Here is a 13,614-nt window from a genome sequence, read left to right as displayed (position 1 = left end):
AGCTAGTCGACAATGCGGACCGCGCCCTTATCCGCACTGGACGCCATCTTGGCGTATGCGCGCAGCGCCTTGGAGACCTTGCGCGGACGCGGCTTGTGCGGAGTAAAAGGCTTATCGCGCTTGAGCTCCTCATCGCGGCGAGCGGCCAGCTCCTCGTCGGACACCTGAATCTCAAGGCGTCGTTCAGCGACATCGATGTACACCGGGTCGCCGTTGCGGACGAGACCGATTGCGCCGCCGGCAGCGGCCTCCGGGGAAACGTGGCCGATAGACAGTCCGGAGGAACCGCCGGAGAAGCGACCATCGGTGACCAGCGCACAGACCTTACCCAGGCCAGCGCCCTTGATGAATGCGGTCGGGTGCAGCATCTCCTGCATGCCCGGGCCGCCGGAAGGACCCTCGTAGATGACAAAGAGAACTTCGCCCGGCTGCAAGGTGCGGTTCAAGATGACCGAGACAGCCTCTTCCTGGCTTTCTACGACGCGAGCGGTGCCCTCGAAGTGGAACTGATCCTCGCCGATACCGGCGGTCTTCAGGATAGCGCCGTCCTCGGCGATGTTGCCGCGCAGGACACACAGACCGCCTTCCTTCGTGTAGGCGTGGTCGAAGTCGCGGATGCAGCCATTTTCGGAGTCCGTATCCAGGCTCTCCCAGCGGTTGGATGTGGAGAACGGCTCGGTGGTGCGCACGCCGCCAGGGGCTGCGTGGAACAGTTCAATCGCTTCGTCAGTGGCCTTGCCGCCGCGGATATCCCAGTTGTCCAGGTGCTCCTCCAGAGATGGGGAGTGAACGGAGCGGACATTCATTTGCAGCAGGCCCGCGCGGCGCAGTTCGCCGAGGATGGCTGGAATACCACCGGCGCGGTGGACGTCCTCCATGTAGTAGTCCGAGTTCGGTGCCACCTTGGACAGACAAGGCACGCGGCGGGAAATCGCGTCGATGTCGGAGAGGTCGAAGTCGATCTCGCCCTCCTGGGCGGCAGCGAGAATATGCAGCACGGTGTTGGTGGAACCACCCATGGCAACGTCGAGCGTCATTGCATTGACAAAAGCGTCGCGGTTGGCGATGTTGCGCGGCAGCACGGACTCGTCACCATCGTGGTAGTAGCTCTTCGCCAGGTCCACAATCAGTTCACCGGCGCGCGTGAACAAATCGCGACGCGCCTGCTGAGTTGCCAGGGTAGAACCGTTACCCGGCAGGGACAGGCCGAGGGCCTCGGTCAGGCAGTTCATCGAGTTTGCAGTGAACATGCCCGAGCACGATCCGCAGGTCGGGCATGCCGAGCGCTCGATGTCGAGCAGGTTCTTGTCATCGACCTTGTCGTTCGCGGATGCAGAAATAGCCGAGACGAGGTCAGAGCCGGGCTTGACGACGCCATCGATAACAATCGACGATCCCGATTCCATCGGCCCGCCGGAAACGAAGACCACCGGGATATTCAGACGCAGAGCCGCATTGAGCATGCCCGGCGTGATCTTGTCACAGTTGGAAATACAGACCAATGCGTCAGCGGTGTGAGCGTTGACCATGTACTCGACAGAGTCAGCAATAATCTCACGGGACGGCAGCGAGTAGAGCATGCCGTCGTGGCCCATCGCAATTCCGTCGTCGACAGCAATGGTGTTGAACTCACGGGGGACGCCACCGGCTGCGGTTACAGCTTCTGCGACGATGTCGCCAACGTCCTTCAGGTGCACGTGACCCGGAACGAACTGAGTGTAAGAGTTGGCAATTGCGATAATCGGCTTGCCGAAGTCGTTATCGGTCATGCCAGTTGCGCGCCATAGCGAACGCGCACCTGCAGCATTACGGCCGGCAGTGGTGACTTTAGAGCGAAGGGGAATCATGGGGGCTGCCCTTCCTAGATAGGGTGCAAGGTAATTAATTATCCATATTAATCACAAAAAGCCCCTAATGTCTCATTTCGTGGTCACTGGTGTCCGCATAATGAGATTTAGGGGCTTTGTGGACTGCTTATATGTTACTCGGCAGAGGCGTCACCTTTAGCCTTGGCATCAGCCTCAACCTCACTGACCTTCTTCATTACCGAGTAGCCATCGCGGTCGAAAACCTCGACCTTGTCATTTTCCGCCATGCGAGCCGAAGCAATCGGATCTGGAATCAGACCGCCGGTGGCTTCCTTCAACTCCGGTAGCGAATTAAAAGAGATGGCCGGCAGGGCGATGCGCTCATCGGACTTGGTCACTGCAAAGGCGCGACCGCCCTTGTTGAAGAAGATGCCCGCAAATTCGCTCCAGGGCACCGAGCGGCGCTTGGCCAATAGGTACACCGCGGTGATACCGCGTGGTCCCACAGTGGTGCGTACTCGGAAAATCCAAAGCGTATAAATCAACGGTGCCAGGAAGGTAACGGCCAGCCACGGGGCAAAACCGGTGGCAATTACACACAGCACGAGCATGAACGCAACGATGAACAGATGCGTCTTCTGTGGGCGAAATCGCTGCGTCGCAATTTTTGGCTGTGGAGTCGAGTCAGTCATGGCCTTTGATTGTAGCGGGTAGTTCGGATTCGCCAATGCACGGTGGGCGGTTGCGCGTTATTGCGTATCAGCGGAGTTCGGTTCCGCGTTGTTAGTGGAGTCTGTCGACTGTGATCCGCCAGAGCTCTCGTTGTCGGTGTTGCTCTGGTCAGAGTCCGGCTCGGTGGAGGTGGCGGTCGAAGGTGCGCGGTTCTGCGTGCTCTGAGGCTGCTGTGAAGTCTCGGACGGCTGATTCTGTGGCGTCTGAGTCTGCTGCGAAGTCTCGGTGGGCTGCACACTCTGTGTAGTGCTAGTCGGCTGGTTCGATGACTGCGGAGCTGACGACTCTTCCGGGTCCTCTTCCTGCGTCGTTACCCGATCGCTCCACCTGCTCGGTGCCAACCATCCAGATGGGCCGTCCTCAGTTTCGACTGTCATCAGGTTCAAAATGAAGAGGATCAGTAAGGCTACCAAGAGCACAATCGTCGAAACGCGAGCGCGTCCACCTGCGGAGAGGATTCGACGAACCTTCTGGCGCGTCGTGAGTGTCTTCCAGTCAGGGTGGCTAGCCAGTTTGCGGATGACATCGTTGCTTCCGCTGTCTTCCTGCTCGCGTCGGGCATCATCGAGGTTGGCACCTGCATGCGGCAGGTCGGATCGCTCGTTCCCGTCTTGCTTGTCGACGGTCTGAGTTTCCATCAGCTTGGTTTTTGCGGTATCCGGCTGGACAGTAGTGTTCGCTACCGCTTCGACAATTTCGGTTGGAGCACTGTCGCCGTCGTCAAGCTGTTGTTTTTTCTCTTGCTTAGCATCGGCCTGCCTGAGCTGTTCGATCATCGTGTCATCACGGACGTGGCCGGTGATTTCTTCGGCGGGGGCAAACGGAGTCTGTTGGGCGCGCTCGCCGTAGTCATCCCACCAAGTGTCGATGACTGCGGCGCGGATGGCGCGCTCGATGAGCCATTGGTCGCCCGGTTTGCAATCGACAATCAAGCGCATAGTGACGGTCCACGGCAGGCCCATAACCGTTGGCGGATTGAGTTCCGTGGAGGACTGCAGCTTGATCTCGGAGAGAACTGCATCCTTGACGGAGTCCAGTGCGATTGCACGCTTGGCGGCGGCGACAGTGCGCTCTTCCAAATCCTTAATGGAGCCACCGGCGGTCATCGGTACGGGAACTTCAACAACAGCACGGGACCACTGTGAGGAGTAGTTGATACACATACGTGCCTCGGAGTTCGGCACGATGATTTCCTCGCCGTTTAGGGTTCGGATGGTGGTGGCGCGCAATGTCATATTGACGACGTCACCCTGCACGGTCCCCGAAGGGGCGTGGAACTCAACCCAGTCGCCAATGCCGTACTGCTTCTCGGCAATGATGAACAGTCCGCCAAGGAAGTCGGCGATGACTCCCTGTGCGCCAAAACCAACAGCGGCGGAAACGACCGTCGCGGGGATAGCGGCGGCGGTCAGTGAGATTCCGAATTTCGACAGAATCGCGATGATTAAGACGAAGTATGCAATGACTTCGACGATGTAAACCACAGCGCCAATCAGTGCGCGCCGTCCCTTGGACTGCTCCTCTGAAGAGGAGATGTTTCCGTCCGCAATTGCCAGAACGAAACGTCGGATACGGGGAACAAGAATTAGCAGAATGGCCAGACATGCGATGGCAAGGCCGTTATTGGCCACCCATTGCCATGTCCGTAACAACATGTATTGCAAAAATTCCATGCCATCCACTGTAGGTAGTTCGCCTTAATGTGCGCTGAGTTTAAAGGTAAAGAATTATGCATAAAGACGAGCTTTGGACTTGGGGCTTGCGGGGCTCGGGCGTGTAGGGCTCGGGTGTGCAGGCTTGGGTGTGCAGGTTTGGGTGTCCCCGGCGTCGTGGTCGGGAAGTTTCTGGGTAGGGTAATTCCCAAAGTAGGGGTGGGGTTCTCGTTGGAATCGGGTGGGTGCTCGGGGTGTTAAACGGGCAGGGCGTCCAATTGGCGGGATTGACTTCTCACTATGTGGACGTTATGGTTGTAGCTAACGCCACATTCGTAGCTTCTTCGCGTGAATGTGAGTTGAGTAGTTGCCCACCATGACCCAGGAGCGAAATCGTGAACGCGCACGAGCAGCACACCCCATCGCCCGCCCAATTCGCGGCTAAGGCGCGCACCAGCGCCCCCGAGCGAATTTCTGGTGCACAAGCCATAGTCCGATCCCTTGAAGAGCTTGGTGTTGAGGTAGCCTTCGGCATTCCCGGTGGTGCAGTGCTTCCGCTCTACGATCCGATTTATGACTCGGAAAAGCTCCGCCACGTTCTCGTGCGCCACGAGCAGGGAGCTGGCCACGCTGCCACTGGTTACGCGCAGGTTTCCGGCAAGGTCGGTGTCTGTATCGCGACTTCCGGCCCGGGTGCTACTAACCTGGTGACCCCGCTCGCGGATGCTCAGATGGACTCCGTTCCGGTTGTCGCTATCACTGGTCAGGTCGGTCGCCCGCTGCTGGGTACTGACGCTTTCCAGGAGGCTGACATCCGCGGTGTGACCATGCCGATTACGAAGCACAACTTCATGGTCACCGAAGCTGAGGACATCCCGCGCGCGCTCGCTGAGGCATTCCACCTGGCTTCTTCTGGTCGTCCAGGTCCGGTTCTGGTCGATGTCCCGAAGGACCTCCAGAACACGATGATCGACTTCACCTGGCCACCGGAGATTGAACTGCCGGGCTACCGTCCGGTGACAACCCCGCACCAGCGACAGATCGACGAAGCCGCTGAGATGATTGCTGCGGCAAAGCGTCCGGTGCTCTACATCGGTGGTGGCGTCATTAAGGCCGATGCTTCCAAGGAGCTGGTCGAGTTCGCCGAGCAGACTGGGGTTCCGGTCGTGACCACGCTGATGGCTCGCGGCGCATTCCCGGACTCGCACCCGCTGCACATGGGTATGCCGGGCATGCACGGCAAGGTGTCAGCCGTCGCTGCTCTGCAGAAGTCCGACCTGCTCATCACTATCGGCGCGCGTTTCGACGACCGTGTTACCGGTGATCTGAATTCCTTCGCGCCGAACGCGAAGGTAATCCACGCCGACATTGACCCGGCAGAGATTGGCAAGCTCCGCGAAGTTGACGTTCCCATCGTCGGTGATGCCCGTGAGGTCCTTGCCGCACTTAGCGAGTCCTACACCAAGCTCGGTCTTAGCCGCCCGCAGATTGCCGACTGGCTGAAGCTTCTCGACGGTCTTCGCGACGAGTTCCCCCTTGGATGGGAAGAGCCCACTGATGGTGCAATCGCTCCGCAGTTTGTAATTCAGACCCTGTCCGACATCGTTGGCCCGGAGGCCATCTATGCCGCTGGCGTCGGCCAGCACCAGATGTGGGCAGCGCAGTTCGTCCAGTACGAGCACCCGCGCACCTGGCTCAACTCCGGTGGTGCCGGCACGATGGGCTACTCAATTCCGGCTGCGATGGGTGCCAAGGCGGCTGCTCCAGAAAAGGAAGTCTGGGCCATTGATGGTGACGGTTGCTTCCAGATGACCAATCAGGAGCTGACCACCTGTGCAATGGAAGGTTTCCCCATCAAGGTTGCCTTGATTAACAACGGTAACCTGGGCATGGTTCGTCAGTGGCAGACGCTGTTCTACGATCAGCGCTACTCCAACACCAAGCTGCGCCCGGAGGACAACTCCTACCTGCCGGACTTCGTCCAGCTCTCCGAGGGGCTTGGCTGCGTGGCGATCCGCGTGACCAAGAAGGAAGATGTCGCGGCGGCGATTAAGAAGGCACGCGAGATTAATGACCGACCGGTGGTTATTGACTTCATTGTCGGTGAGGATGCTCAGGTGTGGCCGATGGTGGCAGCTGGCAAGTCCAATGATGAGGTCGAATACGCCCGCGGTCTGCGCCCGCTGTTCAACGATGAGAATTCAGCAGCTGAGGCCCCGGCTGACATCCACGGCACTGTTGTGGACAACTCCGAGGACGCCGCGAAGCAGCCCGACGCTAACCACCCGTCCATGAAGACCCGCTAATCGGGATCCGAAGCAACAGGAAGTGAGTCCCAAAATGGCTGAACTGCACACTCTATCCGTGTTGACCCTCGATGAGCCGGGTATTCTGGTCCGCATTGCGGGCATGTTCACCCGCCGAGGTTTCAGCATCCAGTCGATTACCTCGGGTGAAACTGAGACCGAGGGAGTCAACCGCATCACTGTCGTGGTTGAGACGGAGACGCTGCCGATCGAACAGATCACTAAGCAGCTCAACAAGCTAGTGCCCGTGCTGAAGGTGGTCCGCCAGCCCCCAGAGACCTTGGTGTCGCGCGGACTGCTAATGGTGAAGGTTTCCTGCGACAACACCAACCGTCCGCAGGTCGTCGATGCTGCCAATCTCTTCCGTGCTCGCGTGGTGGACGTCTCTCAAGAGTCTGTCATCATTGAGGCGACGGGTGAGCGCTCGAAGCTTGTAGCCCTGCTGGAGGTCCTCGAGCCGTTTGGTATCCGTGAGCTCATTCAGTCCGGTACCGTCGCAATGGCACGTGGGCCGAAGCCGATGCTCCAGCCCCGCTAACAACTAAACGCTAAAATTTTTAACGAATCCGATTCGAAAAGAGGCTAATTTTAATGGCTATTGAACTGCTGTACGACGACGATGCTGATCTGTCCATCATCCAGGGACGTAAGGTCGCAATCCTGGGCTACGGTTCCCAGGGCCACGCTCACGCTCAGAACCTGCGCGAGTCCGGTGTCGAGGTTGTTATCGGTCTGCGTGAAGGTTCCAAGTCCGCTGTGAAAGCCCAGGAAGCTGGCTTCGAGGTTAAGTCCAACGCAGATGCCGCTGCATGGGCAGACGTCATTATGGTGCTGGTTCCGGACACCACCCAGGCAAAGGTTTACAGCGAGGACATCGAGCCGAACCTGAAGGACGGCGACGCGCTGTTCTTCGGCCACGGTCTGAACATCCACTTCGACCTCATCAAGCCGGCTGACAACATCACCGTCGGTATGGTTGCTCCGAAGGGCCCGGGTCACCTGGTTCGTCGTCAGTTTGTCGATGGCAAGGGCGTTCCGTGCCTGATTGCTGTTGACCAGGATCCGAAGGGCGAGGGCCGCGACCTGGCTCTGTCCTACGCTGCAGCTATCGGTGGCGCCCGCGCTGGCGTTATCCCGACCACCTTCGAGGCAGAGACTGTGACTGACCTCTTCGGTGAGCAGGCTGTTCTTTGTGGCGGCACCGAGGAACTGGTCAAGGTCGGTTTCGAAGTTCTGGTTGAAGCTGGCTACGAGCCGGAGATGGCATACTTCGAGTGCCTGCACGAGCTGAAGCTGATTGTTGACCTGATGTTCGAGGGCGGTATTGCCAACATGAACTACTCGGTCTCCGACACCGCTGAGTTCGGTGGCTACCTGTCTGGCCCGCGCGTTATTACCGCTGATACCAAGCAGCACATGCGCGAGATTCTGTCTGACATTCAGGACGGCACCTTCACCAAGCGCCTGATTGCCAACGTCGAGGGCGGCAACAAGGAGCTCGAGGACCTGCGCGCTTCCTACAACAACCACCAGATTGAAGAGGTCGGCTCCAAGCTGCGCGACCTGATGAGCTGGGTTAAGGTCGACGCTCGCGCTGAGACTGCCTAAGTTTGTTGCTTAAGCGAATCCCTCGCTTGTTCGCGAAGTAGGGCTTCATCACTGAGCTTCACCGCCGTGATGAGGCCCTTTTCGTATCTCTCTCACTAGTATTCTTTCACTGAACCGTGTGGGGTAGACGTGTGGAATAAACGTCTGAGCCAAAAGCAACTACTGCCAAACGGGTGTAGCCCCAGTCCTATCCGGGGTTCTAATCTGGGTTGAAAGGTCTCCCTCAACAAAGACGTTCGATAGTCTAATCGTTGAAATCAAATCATTTCACGGAGGTAAATGTGCGAGTATCCGCAATGACGCGGCGCGTGACGGCAACCGTTGCCCTGACGGTCAGCCTGGCGTTGGGGTCAAGCGCCTTGGTCGCGTGTGGAAATTCCGACAGCGCTGTTTCCACGAAGAAGGTGGACGCTGAATCGACGGTGCTTAGCGACGACATCGCAGCGTCGGAAAGTCTGATCGACAGTTCGGAAGCGGTTGTCGTTTCCTCGGCTGGCTCTGCTGAGCAGCGTAGGGCGGCAGGCATCGCGGTTGCTGCTGGTCTGCCGATGCTAGTGGCTGGTTCTGCCGAAGATGCGGAAGATGACACTACTGCCAAGAGCCCGAAGAAGGATGCTCGTGGCCGTGATACTGGCGCCGATATCGCCGATGTGGAAAAAGAGATTGACCGCCTGGGCGCAAAGACAGTCCTTACTGTGGGGGCAGTTGACCTGACTGGCGAAGAGGGCCGTCAGATCATTGCGGATCCGGGTACGACCGATGGCCTTAAGGAGCTCGTCGGTACCGAGTTTAAGGTTCTCAAGGAGACGGAGTCGAAGCCGACTCGCGCTGTCGTTGAGATGGATCCGGAGAAGCCAACTGTCGTCGAGGGCGATGCAACGAAGGATGGGGCAGCCAACCAAGAGGCTCAGGATCGCGCCAGCGATGGGCAGGACGACAAGGGACAGGAGAGCGTCACCCTGCCGAAGGGATCTCCGAAGGAGGTCAAGGACACATTGGCACTGGCCGCACCGGGTACCGGTTTGGCCTCCATTGCTACGGCCCGCGCCGCTGGCCTGAAGGTCAGTTGGTTGCCGGTGGGCGACGCGCGTGCTACCTCTGAGTCGATTTCCGCTGCTCGCGACGGCGAGTCCCTGATTGCTCTGGGTAAGGTTTTCGGCGATAAGGACAAGTTTGATCAGTCCATCGAGCTTGCCAAAGATGACAAGGTCAAGGAGCTGCCAGGTGGAGGCACACTGCTGTTCCCCGGTCGTCATCTGATTGCAACGTATGGTCACCCTGGTGTCGCTCCATTGGGTGTGATGGGTGAGGATGATCCGGAGGATGCCGTCGCACGTGCGAAGGACTACGTGAAGCAGTACGAGAAGTTCGCTGATGACCCGGTACTGCCGGCCTTCGAGATTATCGCTTCGGTCGCGCAGGCTGACCCGGGTCCACGCGGTGACTACTCCGAGCCAGCTCCGGTTGAGACTCTGAAGCCGTACGTCGAGGCCATGACCAAGGCCGGCGGCTACGTCATCATCGACCTGCAGCCGGGTAGTGCAGACTTCCTGGACCAGGCCAAGTTCTACGAAGAACTGCTGAAGATGCCAAACGTCGGTCTGGCGCTGGACCCGGAGTGGAAGATGGAACCGGGGCAGGTTCCGGCGACCCAGGTTGGTCACGTTAAGGCTGAAGAAGTCAACCGCGTTGCTGATTGGCTGGCTGAGCTGACTCGTAAGAACAACCTTCCGCAGAAGATGCTGATGCTGCACCAGTTCCAGCTACAGATGATTCGCGACCGTGAGACGCTGGATCTGTCGCACCCGGAGCTCGCATTCGTTCTGCATGCCGACGGCCATGGCACCGCGCAGGAGAAGTTTGAGACCTGGAACGTCATGCTGCAGGATTTGCAGCCGGAGATTTTCGAGGCGTGGAAGAACTTCATCGACGAGGATCAGCCGATGTTTACTCCTGAGGAGACCATGAACATCGAGCCGCGTCCGTGGTTGGTTACGTACCAGTAGGTTATAGACCAGCAGAAATAAAAATATAACGCGAAATATTTGCCGACTTGAATGTCGGGGGCAACGGCGCTTACTCCCTAAACAAAGGGTAGTAAGCGCCGTTTTGCTTAGGTAAGTCCCCCCGTGTCTCACCCCCAGAGTTTATGATGAGACGTAATGCGCGTGCACGCTTTAGTAGTTTTCTTAAGTGACACCGCACATACTGCATAAACTTTTCGAGACAAACCAGGAGATGCTTGTGAGCCAGAACGCTCGCCCCGTTGTCCTCATCGCCGACAAGCTGGCACAGTCCACTGTGGACGCATTGGGGGATTCCGTTGAGGTCCGTTGGGTAGATGGCCCGAACCGCGCTGAGCTCCTGGCTGCGGTTGGTGATGCTGACGCACTTCTCGTCCGCTCCGCTACCACCGTGGATCAGGAAGTCCTCGAGGCTGCTCCGAATCTGAAGATCGTCGGTCGCGCCGGCGTTGGCCTGGATAACGTCGACATCGATACCGCTACCAAGCGCGGCGTCATGGTTGTCAACGCTCCGACCTCTAATATTCACTCTGCATGTGAGCACGCAATCGCACTGCTGCTGGCCACCGCTCGCCAGCTGCCGGCTGCGGACGCGTCCCTGCGTGAGGGGGAGTGGAAGCGCTCTTCCTTCAAGGGTGTCGAAATCTTCGGCAAGACCGTCGGTATCGTCGGTTTCGGTCACATCGGCCAGCTGTTTGCGCAGCGTCTCGCTGCTTTCGAGACCAACATCATTGCGTACGATCCGTACGCGAACCCGGCTCGTGCTGCTCAGCTCGGTGTCGAGCTGGTTGAGCTGGAAGACCTGATGGCTCGTGCTGATTTCGTGACCATCCACCTGCCGAAGACCAAGGAAACCGCTGGCATGTTCGATGCTGAGCTCCTGGGCAAGGCCAAGAAGGGCCAGATCATCATCAACGCTGCCCGCGGCGGTCTCGTCGACGAGCAGGCGCTTGCCGACGCAATCAAGGCTGGCAACATCCGCGGTGCTGGCTTCGACGTGTACGCGACCGAGCCGTGCACGGATTCCCCGCTGTTTGGCCTGCCGGAAACTGTTTGTGCTCCGCACCTGGGTGCCTCCACCGTCGAGGCGCAGGACCGTGCAGGTACCGATGTCGCTAAGTCCGTGCTGCTGGCCCTGGCTGGCGAGTTCGTCCCGGATGCAGTCAACGTTTCCGGTGGCGCTGTCGGCGAAGAGGTGGCCCTGTGGCTCGAGCTGGCTCGTGAGCTGGGTCTGGTTGCTGGCGGTCTGCTCGAGGGCGCTCCGGCTGCTGTTGAGGTCACCGCTCGCGGTGAGCTGCACACTGAGGACGTTAACGTTCTGGGTATGGCAGCAATCCGTGGACTGTTCTCTCTCATGGTGGAAGAACCGGTCACTTTCGTCAACGCTCCGCGTATCGCAGAAGAGCGTGGTGTGACCTTCACTGTCGAGACCGAGCCGGAGTCCGTCTCTCACCGCTCCGTACTCGAGGTCAAGGTCATCGGTGCTGATGGCTCCACCGCTACCGTCGTTGGTGCTCTCACTGGCCTGAACCGCGTCGAGAAGATTGTCCGTATCAATGGCCGCGGCATCGACATGCGCGCTCAGGGCCGTAACCTCTTCCTGCTGTACAACGACGTTCCGGGCGCTCTGGGTCGCGTTGCTACCACCCTGGGTGAGTCCGGCATCAACATCGAGGCTGCTGCTCTGTCTCCGCAGGAAGCAGATCAGACTGCCATCCTGGTGCTGCGCGTTTCCAAGGAGGTTCCGGAGGAGCTCGTCGGAAAGATTACCGAGGAGATCTCCGCTACCCACGCTCTGCAGCTCGAGCTGGACTAGTTCTGAGCGCCTAGGCGTTTTAGAGCTAGTCTCTAGCGCAGCTTCTACTGCATGAAAAAATCCCCTCCGCATGGAGGGGATTTTTGTTTCCCAGCTGATCTATGCAGCCGTAGCCCTACTGCCTAGCCCTTCATCGAGCCCTTCTCAATCATGTTGACGTGGAAGTCGAAGGCAGTACGCAGGTCGTGCGGGGTAGACATGCCCGGAGCGGTCTTCAGCGCGCGCTCGTAGTACTCCTCCAACAGTGGCTGGTACTCCGGGTGTGCAACGGAAATCATCTTCGCCACGCGGTCACGCGGTGCCAGGCCACGCAGGTCAGCGAATCCACGCTCGGTGATGATGACCATGGCGTCGTGCTCGGTGTGGTCAATGTGCGAAGCGAACGGAACGATAGTCGAAATCGCACCGTCCTTCGCCAGCGACGGCGAGATGAACGAGGAAACGAAGGCGTTACGGGTGAAGTCACCGGAACCACCGATGCCGTTCATCATGCGGCTGCCGTTGATGTGGGTGGAGTTGACGTTGCCGTAGATGTCGGCCTCAATCATGCCGTTGGTGGCGATTAGGCCGACGCGACGGACAACCTCCGGGTGGTTAGAAATCTGCTGCGGGCGCAGAATGATGTTCTCGCGGTAGCGAGCAGCCTCGTTGTTCATACGCTCGGCCGCTTCCGGAGACAGGGAGAAGGAGGTAGCCGAAGCGACGGTCATCTTACCTGCGTCAATCAGGTCGATCATGCCGTCCTGAATAACCTCGGTGTAGGCCTTGATGTTCTCAAACTTGGAGTCCAACAGACCCGCCATCACGGCGTTCGGAACGTTACCGACGCCCGACTGCATGATGTACTGGTCGTAAGCCAGGCGACCCGCGCGAACTTCGCCCTCGAGGAAGTCGAGGAAATGGCCGGCAATAGCCTTCGAGGTCTCATCCAACGGCTTGAACGGGGAGTTGCGGTCCGGCGCGTTGGTCTCGACAACTGCGACAACCTTGTCCAGGTTGATGTCGATGTAAGGGGTACCAATGCGGTCACCCGGGGCGTTGATCGGCACCGGCGTGCGGTTAGGCAGGTGCTGAATGCGGTAGATGTCGTGCATGCCCTCGAGTTCCTCGGACTGCCACGAGTTGACCTCGATGATGATCTTGTCAGCGTTGTCCATCCACTCGACGTTGTTGCCAACGCTTGACGACGGAACGAGGTGTCCATCTTCCGTAATACGAGTGACCTCAACAATTGCGGCGTCAATCGGCAGGAAGCCCTGCTCGATGTACAGCGCGGAGTGGGAGAGGTGGATGTCCTGGTACTTCGCCTTGCCGGAGTTGATGGACTTACGCAGTGCCGGATCGCCCTGGTACGGCATGCGGTAGCGAATGATGTCAGCTTCTGCCATCACGCCGTCACAGTCTGGGGCAGTGGAAGCGCCTGTGTAGATGTCGACAGCGAACTCTTCACCCTTGGCGTGAAGTTCCTTGCCACGGTTTGCCAGCGCAGTCGGCAGGGCCTTCGGGTAGCCAGCACCGGTGAAGCCAGAGATGCCGAGGGCATCACCATGATTGATAAACTGTGCAGCCTCGTCGGCGGTCATTACCTTGCCGCGCAAACCGGCATGTGCGATGCGATCAGACATGTCATCTCCTAGATAGACTGTTCGACTTTAGTTTTGTCGCCTA

General features: G+C 58.7%; 9 protein-coding genes. 5 read left to right on the top strand and 4 right to left on the bottom strand.

Translation table 11 applies throughout. The features are described 5' to 3' along the window. Positions 1–2 precede the first annotated feature (2 nt). The 3 genes from ilvD to HMPREF2562_RS04170 form a co-directional block, all read right to left on the bottom strand. A complete protein-coding gene (gene ilvD, locus HMPREF2562_RS04180) occupies positions 3–1,847 on the bottom strand; it encodes a dihydroxy-acid dehydratase (protein ID WP_069358811.1) in 1,845 nt (614 codons plus the stop codon). A 134-nt stretch (positions 1,848–1,981) separates the two neighbouring features. Beyond that, positions 1,982–2,500 carry a PH domain-containing protein gene (locus HMPREF2562_RS04175; RefSeq protein WP_070549667.1) on the bottom strand — a complete coding sequence of 173 codons (519 nt, stop codon included), beginning with the start codon at positions 2,498–2,500 and terminating at the stop codon, positions 1,982–1,984. Between the two features lie 57 nt (positions 2,501–2,557). Further along, positions 2,558–4,213 (bottom strand): mechanosensitive ion channel family protein, encoded by a 1,656-nt coding sequence (locus tag HMPREF2562_RS04170; protein ID WP_070549680.1) that lies wholly within the window; start codon positions 4,211–4,213, stop codon positions 2,558–2,560. A gap of 374 nt (positions 4,214–4,587) precedes the next feature. On the opposite strand from HMPREF2562_RS04170, the gene HMPREF2562_RS04165 reads away from it, so the two are divergent. The 5 genes from HMPREF2562_RS04165 (at position 4,588) to serA (ending at position 11,946) form a co-directional block, all read left to right on the top strand. Then, positions 4,588–6,498, top strand: a complete 1,911-nt coding sequence (locus HMPREF2562_RS04165) for an acetolactate synthase large subunit (RefSeq protein ID WP_070549666.1) — start codon at positions 4,588–4,590, stop codon at positions 6,496–6,498. A gap of 34 nt (positions 6,499–6,532) precedes the next feature. After that, positions 6,533–7,036: an acetolactate synthase small subunit gene (gene ilvN / locus HMPREF2562_RS04160; RefSeq protein ID WP_070549665.1), complete on the top strand. Its 504-nt coding sequence runs from the start codon at positions 6,533–6,535 to the stop codon at positions 7,034–7,036. 53 nt (positions 7,037–7,089) lie between these two features. Continuing rightward, on the top strand, positions 7,090–8,106 hold the full coding sequence (gene ilvC, locus HMPREF2562_RS04155) for a ketol-acid reductoisomerase (RefSeq protein ID WP_038628558.1): 1,017 nt from the start codon (positions 7,090–7,092) through the stop codon (positions 8,104–8,106). Positions 8,107–8,387: 281 nt separating this feature from the next. Next, positions 8,388–10,112 (top strand): hypothetical protein, encoded by a 1,725-nt coding sequence (locus tag HMPREF2562_RS04150; protein WP_049172104.1) that lies wholly within the window; start codon positions 8,388–8,390, stop codon positions 10,110–10,112. A 238-nt stretch (positions 10,113–10,350) separates the two neighbouring features. Then, positions 10,351–11,946, top strand: a complete 1,596-nt coding sequence (gene serA, locus HMPREF2562_RS04145) for a phosphoglycerate dehydrogenase (RefSeq protein ID WP_049190146.1) — start codon at positions 10,351–10,353, stop codon at positions 11,944–11,946. Positions 11,947–12,068: 122 nt separating this feature from the next. On the opposite strand, the gene HMPREF2562_RS04140 is transcribed toward serA, so the two are convergent. Then, the gene (locus HMPREF2562_RS04140) at positions 12,069–13,571 is read right to left on the bottom strand and encodes an acetyl-CoA hydrolase/transferase family protein (RefSeq protein ID WP_048735346.1); all 1,503 of its coding nucleotides are present in this window, start codon (positions 13,569–13,571) and stop codon (positions 12,069–12,071) included. Positions 13,572–13,614 lie beyond the last annotated feature (43 nt).

It is taken from the genome of Corynebacterium sp. HMSC077G07 (assembly GCF_001809225.1).
GTDB classification, from domain to species: domain Bacteria; phylum Actinomycetota; class Actinomycetes; order Mycobacteriales; family Mycobacteriaceae; genus Corynebacterium; species Corynebacterium jeikeium_D.
Note: the sequence above shows the minus strand (reverse complement) of the source record. Positions and strands in the feature narration are given on the sequence as shown.

Bases quoted from the DNA above. Each gene is read 5' to 3' on its own strand.
- HMPREF2562_RS04170 (WP_070549680.1), bottom strand. From the start codon at position 4,213: ATGGAATTTTTGCAATACATGTTGTTACGGACATGGCAATGGGTGGCC.
- ilvN (WP_070549665.1), top strand. From the start codon at position 6,533: ATGGCTGAACTGCACACTCTATCCGTGTTGACCCTCGATGAGCCGGGT.
- HMPREF2562_RS04140 (WP_048735346.1), bottom strand. From the start codon at position 13,571: ATGTCTGATCGCATCGCACATGCCGGTTTGCGCGGCAAGGTAATGACC.
- HMPREF2562_RS04175 (WP_070549667.1), bottom strand. From the start codon at position 2,500: ATGACTGACTCGACTCCACAGCCAAAAATTGCGACGCAGCGATTTCGC.
- ilvD (WP_069358811.1), bottom strand. From the start codon at position 1,847: ATGATTCCCCTTCGCTCTAAAGTCACCACTGCCGGCCGTAATGCTGCA.
- ilvC (WP_038628558.1), top strand. From the start codon at position 7,090: ATGGCTATTGAACTGCTGTACGACGACGATGCTGATCTGTCCATCATC.